This window comes from Paraburkholderia largidicola (assembly GCF_013426895.1).
Classification (GTDB): domain Bacteria; phylum Pseudomonadota; class Gammaproteobacteria; order Burkholderiales; family Burkholderiaceae; genus Paraburkholderia; species Paraburkholderia largidicola.
Genome location: NZ_AP023176.1, coordinates 2,163,616 through 2,178,598, shown reverse-complemented (window position 1 = coordinate 2,178,598; position 14,983 = coordinate 2,163,616). Strand labels below are relative to the sequence as shown.

Here is a 14,983-nt window from a genome sequence, read left to right as displayed (position 1 = left end):
GCGAAGCGTCTGCCGTGTGAACTGGTGTTTGTCACGCGTCACGTCTTCAACTGCATCCTTGCTAGCGATACCAATCGTGTTCATTTTTTTTCTGGTTCGAGAGCGGCTTAAGCGTTCGCGCGGGCAAGCGGTTTCCTTTGCGCGATATATCCGCCTCTGCCATCAGGCACGAAGTGTGAATGGAGATAAAAAAGGCAAGCACGGCAGTGCTTGCCCCTACGCGTCATTTTTCGACCGGGCTTAACTCTGAATGAACGCCAGAAGATCCGCGTTGAATTTTTCTTTGTGCGTGTCCGTCAAACCATGCGGCGCGCCGGGATAGACGATCAGCTTCGAATTCCGGATCAGCTTCGCCGACGCACGTCCCGCTGCATCGATAGGCACGATCTGGTCATCGTCGCCGTGGACGATCAGCGTGGGAACATCGATCTTCTTCAGGTCTTCGGTAAAGTCCGTTTCGGAAAACGCCTTGATCGAATCGTAGGTGTTCTTGTGGCCGCCTTGCATGCCCTGCGTCCACCACGAATCGATCAGACCCTGCGACGGCTTGGCGCCTGGACGATTGAAGCCGTAGAACGGACCCGCCGGCACGTCCCTGTAGAACTGCGGCCGGTTCGCCAGTTGGGCGGCACGCAGACCGTCGAATACGTCGATTGGCAATCCGCCCGGATTGGCAGGCGTTTTCAGCATCAACGGCGGCACAGCGGACACGAGCACCACTTTGGACACACGCTTCGTGCCATGCCGGCCAAGGTAGCGGGCCACTTCTCCGCCACCCGTCGAAAAGCCGACGAGAATCGCGTCGTTCAGACCTAGCGCCTCGAATACGGTGGCGAGATCGTCCGCGTAGGTGTCCATCTCGTTGCCGTTCCAGGGCTGGCTAGAGCGTCCATGTCCACGACGGTCATGAGCGACAGCACGGTAACCGTGCGACGCCACGAACATCATCTGCGACTCCCAGCTATCGGAACTGAGCGGCCAGCCGTGACAGAACACGACCGGGCGGCCTGAGCCCCAATCCTTGTAATACAGCTGCGTGCCGTCTTTCGCCGCGATGTAGCTCGCCGGATGTTGGCCTTGATGCTTCGACGCGCCTGAGGACGCACCGGGCTGCGCCGCCTGCAGCGTGCCCGGAATCAGCGATGCGGCGAGTCCGCCTGCCGCTGCGGCGCTGCCGATCAGAATGCTTCGGCGCGTGGAATTTTGCTTCTCGTTACTGTTTTTCGACATAGTCATTGCCCTTGTTTTCATGCCTTGCTTCAAATGCACTACTCATTCAACCTTTAGCTCATCGGTGCTCTTAGCGTGTCGGCGAGAATCATGTCGAACGCGTTTCGCGGCAGCGCGCCGGCTCGCTGTAGCGGCCGGAACACCGGGTCGCCGCGACGAACGGGCACACCTGTCAGACCGCAAATACCCGAGGTGCGCGCAAAGCCTGCGCGCCATGTCTGATCTTCGAACCTGCCTAACGTCGAATCGCTCCACGAAATCAGAATCGTGCAGGTGGTCTGCCACTCGATGCGACGGATCGACGAAGCATTGGCCATCGCGGCGGTCATCGGACTGGATCGTTCGCGTGGCCCGCGCCCTGCGGATGCGGGGTTTTGCTGCGCGGCGAAGCGGCTGCGACCGTGCAACCCGCTGACTATCTGGCACCATGGATCGATTCTGTTCATTTCCAACCTCTCTACGATGTGGCGAACTGCGTCACGACTCGCGGGTCTCGTCAGCCACGACGAGCGCGACGACATTCACGATGCCCTGCCTTGCCATCTTCGTGTACGGGCAAAAGCGTTCGGTCTTGCGAACCAGTTCTTCAGCGACGGCGCGATCGACGCCCGGCAAATGAACGCGCGTATGCGCGCTCAGCACGAACAGGCCATCCATCGGGTCCCGGCCGAAGTCGACGGTGACATCGACCGACGCGTCGCGAATACGAACAGCAGAGCGGGCCGCCAACAAACTGAGCGCGCCGTGAAAACAGGCCGCATATCCCGCGGCGAATAACTGCTCCGGATTGGTTCCACCACCGGGTCCGCCGAGCGCTTTGGGCATGCGCAGATCGACGGTGAGTTGCCCGTCGTCCGAGCGCGCGATACCTGATGCACGTCCATGACCCGTGCCGCCGCCCGTGACGGTGACCGTGGTCGAATACAGGATCTGAGGCTCTTGTCCGGAGTACTTGTCGAGTAACGTCAATGGCGGCGGGCGTAGCGTTGTCATTCGTTTCGGGGTGTAGTAGCGGCTAGTTTCGTTGCATGGGTACGCGCGATTCGATTCGCACGCCTTCTGCGCAGGATGAATCGTAGGGGGAAGCAACGTTGCGCAGAAGACTCGCAGAGGGGAGCACCGTGTTGCATCCGGAACATCAATCCAGACGAATTCGGATTTAAGGGCGTGATGCGTTGAATACGCTGACTTGAGCCTTCACCGGTACAGTGTCGTTTTGTGAAGAATTGATTGCTCATATAATTCGGATGACGAACTATATGGCGGATACCTGATAGAAAGAAATAACTACACCGCTAACCTGCTTGCAATTCGAACGAACGTATCAGTTCCGCAACCAGCCTTTTAGCTTCTTCGCGATCTCGAACGTTCGTGAATCCGAGCAACAGGCCGCGGCGTCCGGGTGCGCCATTGCGCCATGTCGTGAGGGCATGCACGGCGAAGCCTGCGGCGCGGGCGAGGCTGGCCAGCACGACATCGTCGAGATCGTCGCGTACGTCGACGAGAAGATGCATGCCGCCGTCCTGCAAATGAACGACGAAGCCTTCGGCAGCGTACGGCGCGAGCGCTTCGGCCAGCAGCGCTCGCCGCCGGGCGTAGAGCGTTCGCATTCGCTTGATATGCCGGGAGAAGTGGCCTTCGCTGATGAACCCGGCGACGGCTGCTTGCAGCAGTTCGGGGCAGCCGCCGTGCGCGGTACGCCTGCACGCCTGTTCGAAGTGCGGAACGAGGTTTTGCGCGACGACCACATACGAAAGCCGCAGCCCCGGAAACAGTACCTTGCTCAGCGTGCCGCAATAGATCACCCGTCCGCCCGAGTCCATGCTTTTCAGCGCGGGCAATGGATGACCGCGATACCGGTACTCGCCGTCATAGTCGTCCTCGACGATCCATGCGTCACGTTCGCTCGCCCAATCGAGAAGTTCGACGCGGCGCTGTAACGGCAACGCGACCCCTGTTGGACTCTGATGCGACGGCGTGACGACGGCGAGCCGCGCGGTTGGGAAATGGGCCCGGCCAAAGGCGACGTCGATGCCGTGTTGATCGACGCAGACATCGCAGACCTGTAAGCCGAGTCGTTTGAGCGTCTGCGCGGTGGGTGGATAGCCCGGATGCTCGACCCAGGCGCTTTCGCCTGCCAGGCCGAGTGCGTCGACGGTCAACGCGAGGCTGGCGGTATAGGCGGGCACGATGAACACCTGGCCCGCATACGCGTCGATGCCGCGCGAGCGGTGCAGATAGGCCGCCAGCGCCTCGCGCAACGGCATGTATCCGGCGGGCGCGGGCTTGGTGAGCGATCCCGCCTTACGAACTTGCCGCGCCATCAGTCCCGCCCAGAGCTTCCTCGGGAATTCATCGAGCGCGGGCAGCCCCATCTGAAATGGCGCGGGCGTGCCGCCATCCACTTCGATGATGTGGTCGGGCGCGTCCTGCGTCGGCGGCGGGCGCGCGACGACAGCAGCCTGCGTCACTCGAGCGGGTTGCGCCGGCGTCGCGTGCTCCGAAACGAACGTCCCCGCCGGACCACGGGCAACGAGGTAGCCCTCTCCGAGCAGGCGGTCGTAGGCGACCTGCACGGTGCCGCGCGCCACGCCCAGTTCGGTCGCCAATGCCCGCAACGACGACACCTTCTGGCCGGGGCTGAGCTGCCCCTGTTCGATCATCGCGCGAAACCGCGCATAGATCTGCTCGTGGATGGGCGAAGCGCCGGGTTTCGCCTGGGCGGCTGGCTGTGTCATGGCCTGGTCTGAAGCAGGAAAAATGGCCCTGTTGGCTGGGTCATCGAACGACGACACTGAAGCCTACACCAACCCCTCTCCATCGGCATCATGACTGACACACCGACCCTCCGACATGCCGAAACAGATGCCGATGTGCTGGCCTGTTTCGACGTCATGCATCAACTGCGTCCCCAATTGAATTCGCCCGAGGACTTTGTCGCTCGCGTCGCGCTGCAACGCGCACAAGGCTACCGCCTGCTGGGCGTCTGGGAAAACGGCAAGCCCGTCGCGCTGGCCGGCTATCGGCGTATCGACAACCTGATTCACGGCCGCTTTATCTACGTCGACGATCTGATCACAGACGAGGCGGGACGCGGCCGGGGGCATGGCGAACGCCTGCTTGCCGAACTGGGCGCGCTGGGCCGCGTCGACGATTGCCAGCGTCTGGTGCTCGACACGGCGCTCGCCAACGCGCTCGCGCAACGCTTCTATTTCCGCTGCGGCCTGCTGGCGCGCGGCCTTCACTTCAGCATGGAGCTGGCATGAACAGCCTCAAGGTGTTGCTGCTCGATTGCAGCCCCCGGCGCGACAACTCGACGAGCCGACACTTCACCCGCCATTTGCTGCCTGCCATGGCCGGGCGTCTTGGGCGGGACATCGAAATTACGCGGCGCGATCTCGGCGCGCAGCCGTTGCCGGCCATCACGGAAGCGTACGCGGAGTCGCTGGTGCTGCCCGGTAACGTGGCGAAAGCGCGGTTTGGCGAGGCGCTCGCTGTGTCGGACGAACTGATCCGTGAACTGGATCAGGCGGACATGCTCTGGATCTCGACGCCCGTGCACAACTTCACGGTACCTGCCGTGCTCAAGAACTGGATCGATCACGTGGTGCGTATCGACGTGACGTTCAAAGCGGGCGCGAACGGCAAGGTCGGCTTGCTGCGCGACCGGCCGACTTTCGTCGCCGTGACCGCCGGCGGCGCAATGTTCCGCGAGCCCGCCTATCAGCCGGACTTCTTTCGGCCTTATCTGTCCGCGGTGCTGGGCGTGATCGGACTCAAGGACGTCACGTTCATGCATGCGGCGAGCCTTGTATCGACGGATGAGCCGCTTGCGCTCGTCGAGGCAAAGGCGGCGCAGTGGCTGCGCGACAACCCGCAGCGCTACGCGTCATCCGAATTCAACGCTTCTTCCATTGCTTAACCCCTTACTTTCTGGAGTTCATCATGAATGCACCTCGCCTCGCGTGGACCACGCTCGCACCTGCGCAATTCAAGTCGCTATATGCCGTCAGCCAGTCGCTGGCCGAGTCGTCGCTTGGCAGCAAGCTGATCGAACTCGTGCAGACGCGCGTCTCGCAAATCAACGGCTGCGCCTACTGTCTCGACATGCATGCGCGCGAACTGCGCAAGGGCGGTGAATCGTGGCAGCGCCTGAACGTGTTGTCGGCGTGGCGCGAGACCGACTTCTTCACGGCCAGAGAGCAGGCCGCTCTGGCATGGGCCGAATCGTTGACGCGCCTTCCTGACGGCCATGCGGACCGCGAAGTCGAATATCAGGCATTGCGCGAGCACTTTAACGACGCGGAAATCGTCGAATTGACGTGGGCCGTCGCCGTCATCAACGCGTGGAATCGTATGGCGATTGGCATGCATCAGCCTGTCGACGCAAACCCCATCGACTGATAGCGCGTAAGCGAGGCTAACGATGCGAAGCGGCGAGCGGGACTTGCATTCAAAAGCAGTACGCGGGCCTTTCAAATTGATGTTCCATTTTCCTGAAGAACGTCTATGTTTTTATGGTGCGTTTTCTTTACGCGCGCGGGGCTTACCGGCCCTTTGACGATTCTTCAGGTGCATCTGCCACCTCGAACGCCACCCGCGGTGATAGCCGCGTCTCATTTCCCATGAACCAGGCAGCAGGCCAGGCGCACAGCCGTGCATCGGCTCGTCTGGCCGCTTGGGGAATCGCGAGCAGTGCCTGTCGGGCACCGCTCGTCGCTGCGTCGGCTTCGACGAAGCCAACGCGGTTGCAGGTTCCCGAACCTGATGTCGTATTGAAGGAGTCAAATCATGAAGACACGATTCATCCTTTCCGCCGCATGCACCGCAGCGCTCGCTCTGACGAACGTGGCGCACGCTCAAGGCACGCCGGCGCAACAGAATGCGCAACCGCCCGCCACCACGTCCAGCACCACCGAGTACGGCGGCGTATCCGGAACCACCATGGCGATGGGCAATCCAGCCCACGCAGCGTGGGCACCGCCGGCCAGCTGCGGCCACCTGGCCCGGTGCACCCCGAATTCGGGCCACTGAAGCAGCGTTCGCGTTCGAACCGTTGAACGCTCTGCAACGATCGACGATGGAGGGTGAATCATGAAGATCGTTATCATCGGCGGCACGGGCCTGATCGGCTCGAAGACGGCCGCGATCCTGCGCCAGGCCGATCACGATGTCGTCGCCGCTTCGCCCAGGAGCGGCGTCAACACCATCACGGGCGAAGGGCTCAAAGAGTGCCTGACGGGCGCGCAGGTGGTGATCGACCTGTCCAATTCGCCCTCGTTCGAAGACAAGGCGGTGCTGGAATTCTTCGAAGCGTCTGGCCGCAATCTACGCACGGCCGAGGCGCAGGCGGGCGTCCGGCACCATGTCGCGCTGTCCATCGTCGGAACGGATCGCACGGCCGAGAACGGCTACTTTCGCGCGAAGGTCGCGCAGGAGAAGCTGGTCGAGGCTTCCGGCATTCCCTACACGATCATCCGCTCGACCCAGTTCTTCGAATTTCTCGGCGGCATTGCCGATTCAGGCATGCAGGACAATGCGGTCCGGCTCTCGCCCGGCATGTTCCAACCCATTGCGGCCGATGACGTCGCCGCGATCGTCGCCGATGTTGCGCTTGCCGCGCCGCGCAACGGCATCATCGAAATTGCCGGACCCGAGCGCGCGCCGTTCGACGAAATCGTCGCCCGTTATCTGAAAGCGGCCGGCGATCCGCGCGAAGTCGTGCGCGACCCCGAGGCCCGTTACTTCGGCGGCCTGGTGGGAGATCTGTCGCTCGTGCCACTGGGCGACGCGCGCCTCGGCAAGATCGGCTTCGATGAATGGTTTCGACACTCGCAGAGCAAAGCCTGATTGCGCATCCTTCGAACTAAGAACAGGTGTGACATGAAACGCATCCTCTGTACGCTGCTCGTCGCGAGCTTGCCGTTCGGCAGCGTGCTTGCGCAGACGCCAAAAGAAAAGAGCGCCAAGGTGACGCTCGTCTATCAGCACGAACTGCCCAACGTTCCAGGCAAGAGCATCAAGGGCGTGCTGATCGAGTATGGTCCGGGCGGCTATTCGTCCGGTCATACGCACGCGAAGTCCGCGTTCATCTATGCGACCGTGCTGGAGGGTGCGATCCGCAGTCAGATCAATGACGGACCCGTGACGGTCTACAAGGCCGGGCAGAATTTTTCCGAAATGCCCGGCGACCGCCACGGCGTCAGCGCGAATGCGAGCAAAACGAAGCCGGCAAAGCTTCTCGCTGTCTTCGTGGTGGATACGAACGAGACGGAACTGACGACGCCATTCGGCAATTGAGCTAAAGGCTCAACGGGTCCGTCTGCCGAGTTCGTCTGCGCGACGGCAGACGGCTTGCATCAGCACTGTCGCGCTGCGCGACGGCGGAGAGAATTTCGAATAGACGAACGTCGATACCATCTCCAGATCCTCGACGAGCGGACGCACGATGCAGTCGACCTCGCCCGCCGCGAACTCGTCGACGATCGCCAGTCCGAGGCCGCCGCGCACGAGCGCGAGCGCCTGATCGGCGCGTGTGACGTCGACCACGGATGTCAGTTCGACATTCGCCTGCTGGCATGCGCGCACGATGATCGTGCCGAACGGGATGTCGCGCCGGAAAAGGATCATCGGCTCCTGCTGCAGGTCCGCGAGCGCAATCCGTTCGCGGGCGGCGAGCGGATGGCCCGGCGGCAATGCGCACACCATGCGGCCGCGCATGAACGGCACGGCCTCCAGATGCTCATGCTCGAGCGGCAGCGACGTGATCGCGATATCGACGGTTTTGCTCAGCACTTCGAGCGGCATGTCGGCCATCAGCGTGGTGTGCCAGTCGACGCTGAGCCCCGGCAACTGCCGCTTCAGCTCGACGATGGCGGGCGCGACCACGCCAGGCGCGAGCGACGGGCTGCACGCGACGCGCAGCAGGCTTGCCGGGCCGAGCGCGAGCGCCCGCGCGAATTCATCGACACGCAGGGCCGATTGATAGACCTGCTCGACCTCGCGATACAGCGCCTGCGCTTCGGCCGTCGGAATGAGCCGACCCTTTGCGCGCTCGAAGAGACGCAGTCCGAGCGTCGTCTCGGTGTGTGCGACCAGCTTGCTGACGGCGGGCTGCGAGACATACAGCATCTTCGCCGCCGCGTTGATCGAGCCCGTCAGCATCACCGCGCGGAACACTTCCATCTGTCGCAACTTGAAACGCATCGTTGTTCCGTATCCGTGCAGGCATTAACCAAAGGTTATAGGGTAGCCTAAACACGGCATACGACAGCGGCACGGCAACCCCTTAGTATTGCCGTGCCGCGATTGGCGCTGCTGCGCGCAGCAGACACGACGGCCTGCATAGGGAACTGGGATGAGCGTATTCGACGAAGACAAGATCGATTGCCACTGCCATATCTTCGATCCCGTTCGCTTTCCCTACCGGGACGACACCGCGTATCGGCCGGCACAGCAGGAGATCGGCACGGCTGCACAGTTCGTTCGCGTGATGGATGCATATGGCGTGCGGCACGCGCTGCTGGTCGGCCCGACGAGCGGCTACCGGACCGACAACCGCTGCCTGCTCGACGCATTGGAGACGTACCAGGAGCGCTTTCGCGGCATCGCGGTGGTCGACAACGATATCGGCAGAGGCGAGCTATCGGCGCTGCGTCGCGCTGGCGTGGTTGGCGTCGCATTCAATCCGGCGATGGAAGGCGTCGAACTCGTGCGCGATGCAGGCGCGCTGTTCGCCATGCTGGCCGACTTCGGGATGTTTGCGCAGATCCAGGTGTGCGGCGATCAACTGGTCGCCCTGGCGCCCTGGCTTGCGCAGCAGGAAGCGCAGATCGTCATCGACCACGGCGGGCGGCCCGATATCGAAGCGGGCGTCGATCAACCGGGTTTTCAGGCGCTGCTGCGGCTTGCGGATTCCGCGCGCGCGAGCGTCAAGCTGTCGGGCTGGCAGAAGTACTCGCGCAACGCGTACCCCTATGAGGACGCGTGGCCTTACGCGCATGCGCTACTGAGCGCGTTTGGCCCGCAACGTTGCGTATGGGGTTCCGACTGGCCGTTTCTGCGCGCGCCCGAGCGGCTGGACTATGGGCCGCTGCTGACGCTGTTCGGGCAGATCGTTCCCGACGCACAAACGCGGCATCAGATTCAGTGGGAAACACCGCGACGCCTTTTCGGTTTCGACAGGCAACGATCTTGACACCCGTATCAATGATGGAGAAACAACGCTTGGAACACATCGTCAACCGACACGGCCTCGACATGCCGAAGCTCGGCCTCGGCACCTGGCCGATGGTCGGCGAAGAATGCACGCGTGCCGTCGTTCAGGCTCTCGAACTGGGCTATCGGCATATCGACACGGCGGCGGGCTATCAGAACGAAGATGCCGTCGGCGCCGCGCTCGCAGCGTCGCCGGTGCCGCGCGAGCAGATCCACGTGACCAGCAAGGTCTGGTGGGATCAACTCGAGCCGCAGGCGCTGCGCGCGTCATGCGAGCGTTCGTTGCGAGACTTGCGCAGCGAATACGTGGATCTGTTTCTGATTCACTGGCCGACGACGGACATGGATCTGCGCCGCTCGATCGATGCGCTCGTCGGTTTGAAGGAGCGCGGGCTTGCGCGGGCGATCGGTGTTGCGAACTTTCCGTTGCCGCTGCTGCGTGAAGCTGTCGAGACGATCGGTGCGCCGCTTGCGGCGATTCAGGTCGAGTATCACGTGACGCTCGGTCAGACGAAGCTGCTCGATTTCGCGCGGCAGCATGAGATGGCGCTGACAGCGTATAGCCCGCTGGCGCGGAATCGTGTGTCGGAGATTCCTGCAGTTGTTGCTATTGCGCGCAAGCATGGTGTGCTGCCGACGCAGATCGCGCTGGCGTGGCTGCTCGAGCAGGGGAATGTCGCTGCTGTGCCTAAGGCTGGTGGCGCGGTGAATCAGGCGTCGAATCTGGCATCGCTGGATGTGCGGCTCGATGATGAGGACCGTGCGGGGATTGCGGCGTTGCCGAAGGGTGAGCGGCTGGTGAGTCCTGCGTTCGCGCCGCAGTGGGATGAGGCTATGTGATTTGGGGAGTGGTTTTTGCCGGCCGGCGGTTTGGGGTTTTGGGGTTTTTGCTGGCATCCGCGTTTTGCTTCTGGTTTGCTAGCGTTGCCCCTGTGCGGGGCGGCACCTACTTTTCTTTGCCGCCGCAAAGAAAAGTAGGCAAAAGAAAGCGGCTAACACCGCCAGCACGTGTGCCTATCCACGGGCCCCAACGTCCCCATGCTTCACACGGCAGCATTTCTGTTTGCGCGCATTGCCCACGCTTCGAATGAGCGCCTCACCCACTTCAAATGCCCGCACTTGGGCCAGCGGCAGCGAATGGTTCGTGCCGCCCAGGTGGCAAACTGTGTGTAGGTTGTCACGTCGTAAAAGGTAGCGCTCTTACGGGGTGGAACGCATGCGCTATCGGTCCGAAGTGAGGCGTATGGAGTCCTTGGGCCTACACACAGTTTGCCACCTGGGCGGCAGCGGACTATCTGGCACGGCGTGCTGTGATGCGGGTGCGTGAAGTGGGTGAGGCGTACAGAGAGAACGTTGGCAACGAGCACGAACCAGGGCATTGCCGTATGAAGCGTAAGACCCGTTGGGGGCCCTCAGGCAGGAACAAGGATTGGCGGTGTTAGCCGCTTTCTTTTGCCTACTTTTCTTTGCGGCGGCAAAGAAAAGTAGGTGCCGCCCCGCACAGGGGCAACGCTTGCGAACCAATAACATCACGCGGATGCCAGCGAAAACGCAAACCGCGGATGCCAGCAAAAAGCCCGAAACTCCAAAAACCAAACCGCGCAGGCCGCCCCCCCCTACCTCACACGCGCAAACAACGGCGAAGCAAGACTCGCCGCCGCGAGTTCACTAGCAGCAGCAACCAGCGTCGGCCCAAGCGCCTCCATGCGCTTCTCCGTGAGCCGCACCAACGGCCCAGCAATGCTGATCACACCAATAGCCGGATAGCCACGCCGCTGCACGGGCGCAGCCATCGCCGTCATCCCCGGCGCGAAAACTTCATTGATCGTCGCATAACCGCGCTCACGCGCAGCGTGAACAAACTTGAGCAATCCATCGACCGTAGTGGGCGCCTTCGGCCCATATTGCTTCGGTGAACCAAAACCCTGCCGTGTAACGAGTTCGAGCGCGCGCTCGTCGCTCATCGTCATCATCCACGCGTGACCTGTCGCGCTGCAAGACAGGATCGTATCCATGCCCATATCCGGGTCGTAGCGCAGGCCCTTCAGCGCGCCTTGCGATTTCGCCACCCACGTCAGCCGGTCGCCGTCGACGATGGCGAGCCGCACCAGTTCGCCCGATCCCTCCGCCAGCCGGTCCAGCATGGTCTGCGCAATGTCGACGATACCCGACGTCGCCAGATAGCTGAGTCCCAGGCCGACCATCTTCGTCGTCAGCACGTAGTCGCCGTGCTCGCGAAGCTGCCGCACATAGCCGCATTGCTTCAGATCGACCAGCAACCTGTGGCAGGCGCTGCGCGGAATCTCGAGCTGGTCTGAGATCAGCGCGAGCGGCGTTCCCTCCATTTGCGTCGCCAGAAATTCAAGGACGGCCATGGTCCGTTCGGTCACGCCCGGCATCGTGTGCGTCTCCTGTCTGCGTCAGTTTTTCGCGATGATTGCACGATACGGGATGAAATTCCACCCTGGAATGACATCCCAGCAGCGCTGTTAATCTGTGCACGTCGCGCGGCGCATGCCGCCGAAACAACAACGTCCCGGCACATCGCGTAGCCGGCAAAGGTTTGGAGAGGAGACACCATGAGCAACCCATCGCATCTACCCGCGCAACAGGCGATGCGCACCCGCGCCGTCACGGCGGCCGCCATCGGCACCGCGCTCGAATGGTTCGACTTCACGCTATACGGCGCACTCGCCGCGACCGTGCTGCCCAAGCTGTTCTTTCCGGCAATGGATTCGACATCGGCATTGCTCGCGTCGCTGGCAACGTTCGGCGTCGGCCTCGCGGCGCGGCCGCTGGGCGCCATCATCTGCGGGCATCTGGGCGACAAGCTCGGCCGCCGTAACCTGATGCTCGCGACCGTATCCGTGATGGGCCTGTCGTCGATGCTGATGGGCCTGTTGCCGACCTACGCGAGCATCGGCGTGTGGGCGCCGTTACTGCTCGTGTTGCTGCGCATCTTGCAAGGCTTTGCGCTGGGCGGCGAATCGACGGGCGCGCAACTGATGGCGATCGAACATGCGAGCGCCGACCGGCGCGGCAAATACTCGGGCCTGCTCGGCCTATGCTCGCCGCTCAGTCAGATCATGGCGAATGGCGTGTTGCTAGGGCTGTCGTCGACGATGTCGACTGAGGCATTCGACAGCTACGGCTGGCGCATTCCGTTCGTGATGAGCTTCATTCTCGTGATCGTCGGCGTGTATATCCGTCTGCGGGTCAGCGAGACGCCCGCATTCGAAGCGCTGCGCAAAACGGAAGTCGTGGACGTGGGCAGTCCGTTGCGCGATGCCCTGCGTCTGCACTGGCGCACGGTGCTGCGCTGGATGCTGTTCTTCTGCGGCCCGGCGGCGATTTTCTATCTGATCGTCGTGTTCTCGCTGAGCTATGTGACGAAGACACTCGGCGTGCCGAAACAAACCGGCTTTCTGCTGCTGATGGGCGCGAATGTCTGCGCGATCGCCGGCGCGCTCGCGGGCGGCATGCTGAGCGATCGCATCGGACGACGCAAGGCGCTCGCGCTGGGATCGTGCATGACGCTCGCCATGCTGTTCTTCTACTTCCAGATTCTCGATACGAAGAGCTTCCTGCCGATGCTGCTCGCAATGGGCTTCTTTCTCGGCTTCACGCAATTCCAGAGCGGCATTCAGCCGGTCGCCTTCGCAGAAGCCTTTCCGACCAACGTGCGTTATTCGGGCTCGGCGCTCGCGTACACAGGCGCCAACCTCGTTGCCGGCGGCCCCATGCCCGTCCTCGCCGTATGGCTGTTCGCGGTGTGCAACGGTTCGCCGTGGGGCGTGGTTGCCGTATGCGTCGCGTTCAACGTGATCTCGCTCGTCGCGATTCTGACCGCACCCGAAACGCTCGGCATCGATATGAACCGGGCCGATTCGAAAGCGGAAGTGCTGGGCGCTTCCACGCACGGCTCGATGCAATCCCATTCCCATTGAAACGCAGGCAAGCAAGATGAAACCAACGGTTTATGTGTTGAACGGTTCGAACCTCAACATGCTCGGCAAACGCGAGCCGCATCTGTACGGCACGACGACGCTCGCGCAGATCAAGGAAAGAACGGAAGCGCTCGCGGAAGAACTCGGCGTGCGCTGTGAGTTTCGCCAGACCAATCACGAAGGCGTGATGGTCGACTGGCTACAGGAAGCATACGAAGCGGACGCGGCCGTCGTCATCAATCCTGCTGGCTTTTCGTTCGCTTCGATTCCCGTGCTGGATGCCGTCAAGCTGATCCGTCAGCCGGTGATCGAAGTGCACATCACGAATATTCATCAACGTGACGAGCAATACCGGCATTCGCTGATTTCGCTGGCGGCGCGCGGTGTGATCTGCGGCCTCGGCCCGGACGGTTATCTGCTCGCGATGCGGGCTGTCGCGAGTAGCCTTTCGCAGCAGGCAACGGCAGCGCGATGAGACAGACAGCCTAAAAGCGGTCGATCATCCCGAACTGCACGCCTCGCACCGTCGCGCCTGGCCACGACGGTGTGAGGCCCGTGACGTTCACGCCCTTGAGCGTGAATTCTCCCTGTCCGCGGTTCCTCAACCAGCCCGCGCTCGCATAGAGCAGCACGCGTTTCGACAGATCGTATTCGCACGCCGCGCTGAACTGGTCGGCGTTATTGTCGCCGCCCGAGCGGTCGCGCAGATACGCGTAGCCGAGTGAAGTGCGAAAACGTCCATTGACCGCGTAGCGCGCCGACACCGACACGCCGTCGTTGTGATAACGCGGCGTGCCGCCATCGCCATTGAAGAACGAGACGAAACCCGTCAACGCGCCATACGCGTACGACATGCCGCCAAGATTGGCACGCAGCGCGCCGTCGCCATGCGTCTGTTGATGCGCATAGGAAACCCGCAACGGGCCATTGCGCCATGCGAAGGTTTCGATATGGCCGGCGAGACCGTTGCCGTCGCCGTCGGCGGGGTCGCGCATCATCGCCATCACTGTCGTCGAGAAGCCGTGAAATTCGGGTGACAGATACGTGATTGCGTTGCTCGCGTACGGCGTGATCTTCGACAGGTTGTTCAGGCCCGAGGCGATCGTGCCGGCGCCGAACGCGTCGAGTTGTCCCTTGAACGGGATGTAGATCGGCGAATACTGACGGCCGATACGCACGGTACCGTACGGCGTCGCAGCGCCGATCCACGCCTGGCGATTGAAGATCGTATTCGCGACGGCGAGCGAGCCGTTGCCCGAACTGAATCCATTCTCCAGGTCGAACAGGATCTGGACGCCGTTGCCGATATCTTCCGCGCCGCGCAGCCCCACGCGCGAGCCGCGATACGCGCCGGAATCCATGCGCGCGACGTAGGCCGCGCCCGGATTTGTGATTTCGATGCTGGTATCGAGCGCGCCGTACAGCGTGACGGACGCCTGCGCATGAGCGCTCGCGACGTGCGCTGCGAACACGGCGAATGCAATGGACGTGCGCCGCGCAACAGGCGACGCAAGTAATGAACGTTTCATGAGGGAAGCGGTGAGTCCGTGCGCAACTGGCACGATGAAAAGCGCCTGATGCGCGCCGCG

Annotated in this window: 17 protein-coding genes; 10 read left to right on the top strand and 7 right to left on the bottom strand. The window is 62.3% G+C overall.

Translation table 11 applies throughout. From position 1 onward, the window contains the following. Positions 1-240 precede the first annotated feature (240 nt). The 4 genes from PPGU16_RS38505 to pdxR form a co-directional block, all read right to left on the bottom strand. Complete coding sequence (locus tag PPGU16_RS38505; protein ID WP_180727227.1) at positions 241-1,230, bottom strand: alpha/beta fold hydrolase; 990 nt, start codon at positions 1,228-1,230, stop codon at positions 241-243. 53 nt (positions 1,231-1,283) lie between these two features. Further along, positions 1,284-1,559: a DUF3331 domain-containing protein gene (locus PPGU16_RS38500; RefSeq protein ID WP_243460703.1), complete on the bottom strand. Its 276-nt coding sequence runs from the start codon at positions 1,557-1,559 to the stop codon at positions 1,284-1,286. Between the two features lie 148 nt (positions 1,560-1,707). Next, a complete protein-coding gene (locus PPGU16_RS38495) occupies positions 1,708-2,223 on the bottom strand; it encodes an Ohr family peroxiredoxin (RefSeq protein ID WP_180726038.1) in 516 nt (171 codons plus the stop codon). Positions 2,224-2,525: 302 nt separating this feature from the next. Further along, complete coding sequence (gene pdxR / locus PPGU16_RS38490) at positions 2,526-3,968, bottom strand: MocR-like pyridoxine biosynthesis transcription factor PdxR (RefSeq protein WP_180726037.1); 1,443 nt, start codon at positions 3,966-3,968, stop codon at positions 2,526-2,528. A gap of 90 nt (positions 3,969-4,058) precedes the next feature. Between pdxR and PPGU16_RS38485 the strand changes: the two genes are divergently transcribed. From PPGU16_RS38485 to PPGU16_RS38460, 6 genes are all read left to right on the top strand, one after another. Next, positions 4,059-4,496 (top strand): GNAT family N-acetyltransferase, encoded by a 438-nt coding sequence (locus PPGU16_RS38485; protein WP_180726036.1) that lies wholly within the window; start codon positions 4,059-4,061, stop codon positions 4,494-4,496. After that, a complete protein-coding gene (locus PPGU16_RS38480) occupies positions 4,493-5,152 on the top strand; it encodes an FMN-dependent NADH-azoreductase (protein ID WP_180726035.1) in 660 nt (219 codons plus the stop codon). Before PPGU16_RS38485 ends, PPGU16_RS38480 begins: the two co-directional genes overlap by 4 nt. A 23-nt stretch (positions 5,153-5,175) precedes the next feature. Beyond that, positions 5,176-5,634 (top strand): carboxymuconolactone decarboxylase family protein, encoded by a 459-nt coding sequence (locus tag PPGU16_RS38475; RefSeq protein WP_180726034.1) that lies wholly within the window; start codon positions 5,176-5,178, stop codon positions 5,632-5,634. Positions 5,635-6,021: 387 nt separating this feature from the next. Then, complete coding sequence (locus PPGU16_RS38470) at positions 6,022-6,264, top strand: hypothetical protein (protein WP_180726033.1); 243 nt, start codon at positions 6,022-6,024, stop codon at positions 6,262-6,264. 60 nt (positions 6,265-6,324) lie between these two features. Next, positions 6,325-7,080 (top strand): SDR family oxidoreductase, encoded by a 756-nt coding sequence (locus PPGU16_RS38465; RefSeq protein WP_180726032.1) that lies wholly within the window; start codon positions 6,325-6,327, stop codon positions 7,078-7,080. 33 nt (positions 7,081-7,113) lie between these two features. Further along, the gene (locus PPGU16_RS38460; RefSeq protein WP_180726031.1) at positions 7,114-7,530 is read left to right on the top strand and encodes a cupin domain-containing protein; all 417 of its coding nucleotides are present in this window, start codon (positions 7,114-7,116) and stop codon (positions 7,528-7,530) included. A gap of 9 nt (positions 7,531-7,539) precedes the next feature. Here PPGU16_RS38460 and PPGU16_RS38455 read toward each other — a convergent pair whose 3' ends face one another. Further along, a complete protein-coding gene (locus tag PPGU16_RS38455; RefSeq protein WP_180726030.1) occupies positions 7,540-8,436 on the bottom strand; it encodes a LysR family transcriptional regulator in 897 nt (298 codons plus the stop codon). Between the two features lie 151 nt (positions 8,437-8,587). Between PPGU16_RS38455 and PPGU16_RS38450 the strand changes: the two genes are divergently transcribed. Together PPGU16_RS38450 and PPGU16_RS38445 are read left to right on the top strand one after the other, a co-directional pair. Next, complete coding sequence (locus PPGU16_RS38450) at positions 8,588-9,427, top strand: amidohydrolase family protein (RefSeq protein ID WP_180726029.1); 840 nt, start codon at positions 8,588-8,590, stop codon at positions 9,425-9,427. A gap of 29 nt (positions 9,428-9,456) precedes the next feature. Further along, positions 9,457-10,287 carry an aldo/keto reductase gene (locus tag PPGU16_RS38445; RefSeq protein ID WP_180726028.1) on the top strand — a complete coding sequence of 277 codons (831 nt, stop codon included), beginning with the start codon at positions 9,457-9,459 and terminating at the stop codon, positions 10,285-10,287. 776 nt (positions 10,288-11,063) lie between these two features. On the opposite strand, the gene PPGU16_RS38440 is transcribed toward PPGU16_RS38445, so the two are convergent. After that, complete coding sequence (locus PPGU16_RS38440) at positions 11,064-11,846, bottom strand: IclR family transcriptional regulator (RefSeq protein ID WP_180726027.1); 783 nt, start codon at positions 11,844-11,846, stop codon at positions 11,064-11,066. Positions 11,847-12,026: 180 nt separating this feature from the next. On the opposite strand from PPGU16_RS38440, the gene PPGU16_RS38435 reads away from it, so the two are divergent. Both PPGU16_RS38435 and PPGU16_RS38430 read left to right on the top strand, forming a co-directional pair. Further along, positions 12,027-13,394 (top strand): MFS transporter, encoded by a 1,368-nt coding sequence (locus PPGU16_RS38435; protein ID WP_180726026.1) that lies wholly within the window; start codon positions 12,027-12,029, stop codon positions 13,392-13,394. 16 nt (positions 13,395-13,410) lie between these two features. Further along, a complete protein-coding gene (locus PPGU16_RS38430) occupies positions 13,411-13,869 on the top strand; it encodes a type II 3-dehydroquinate dehydratase (RefSeq protein ID WP_180726025.1) in 459 nt (152 codons plus the stop codon). 10 nt (positions 13,870-13,879) lie between these two features. Here PPGU16_RS38430 and PPGU16_RS38425 read toward each other — a convergent pair whose 3' ends face one another. Further along, complete coding sequence (locus PPGU16_RS38425; RefSeq protein WP_180726024.1) at positions 13,880-14,923, bottom strand: porin; 1,044 nt, start codon at positions 14,921-14,923, stop codon at positions 13,880-13,882. Positions 14,924-14,983 lie beyond the last annotated feature (60 nt).

Coding starts and splice junctions, on each gene's coding strand:
- PPGU16_RS38500 (WP_243460703.1), bottom strand. CDS start 1,559: ATGACCGCCGCGATGGCCAATGCTTCGTCGATCCGTCGCATCGAGTGG.
- PPGU16_RS38505 (WP_180727227.1), bottom strand. CDS start 1,230: ATGTCGAAAAACAGTAACGAGAAGCAAAATTCCACGCGCCGAAGCATT.
- PPGU16_RS38425 (WP_180726024.1), bottom strand. CDS start 14,923: ATGAAACGTTCATTACTTGCGTCGCCTGTTGCGCGGCGCACGTCCATT.
- PPGU16_RS38450 (WP_180726029.1), top strand. CDS start 8,588: ATGAGCGTATTCGACGAAGACAAGATCGATTGCCACTGCCATATCTTC.
- PPGU16_RS38430 (WP_180726025.1), top strand. CDS start 13,411: ATGAAACCAACGGTTTATGTGTTGAACGGTTCGAACCTCAACATGCTC.
- PPGU16_RS38470 (WP_180726033.1), top strand. CDS start 6,022: ATGAAGACACGATTCATCCTTTCCGCCGCATGCACCGCAGCGCTCGCT.
- PPGU16_RS38495 (WP_180726038.1), bottom strand. CDS start 2,223: ATGACAACGCTACGCCCGCCGCCATTGACGTTACTCGACAAGTACTCC.
- PPGU16_RS38460 (WP_180726031.1), top strand. CDS start 7,114: ATGAAACGCATCCTCTGTACGCTGCTCGTCGCGAGCTTGCCGTTCGGC.
- PPGU16_RS38465 (WP_180726032.1), top strand. CDS start 6,325: ATGAAGATCGTTATCATCGGCGGCACGGGCCTGATCGGCTCGAAGACG.
- PPGU16_RS38455 (WP_180726030.1), bottom strand. CDS start 8,436: ATGCGTTTCAAGTTGCGACAGATGGAAGTGTTCCGCGCGGTGATGCTG.
- PPGU16_RS38480 (WP_180726035.1), top strand. CDS start 4,493: ATGAACAGCCTCAAGGTGTTGCTGCTCGATTGCAGCCCCCGGCGCGAC.
- PPGU16_RS38440 (WP_180726027.1), bottom strand. CDS start 11,846: ATGCCGGGCGTGACCGAACGGACCATGGCCGTCCTTGAATTTCTGGCG.
- PPGU16_RS38485 (WP_180726036.1), top strand. CDS start 4,059: ATGACTGACACACCGACCCTCCGACATGCCGAAACAGATGCCGATGTG.
- PPGU16_RS38435 (WP_180726026.1), top strand. CDS start 12,027: ATGAGCAACCCATCGCATCTACCCGCGCAACAGGCGATGCGCACCCGC.
- PPGU16_RS38475 (WP_180726034.1), top strand. CDS start 5,176: ATGAATGCACCTCGCCTCGCGTGGACCACGCTCGCACCTGCGCAATTC.
- pdxR (WP_180726037.1), bottom strand. CDS start 3,968: ATGACACAGCCAGCCGCCCAGGCGAAACCCGGCGCTTCGCCCATCCAC.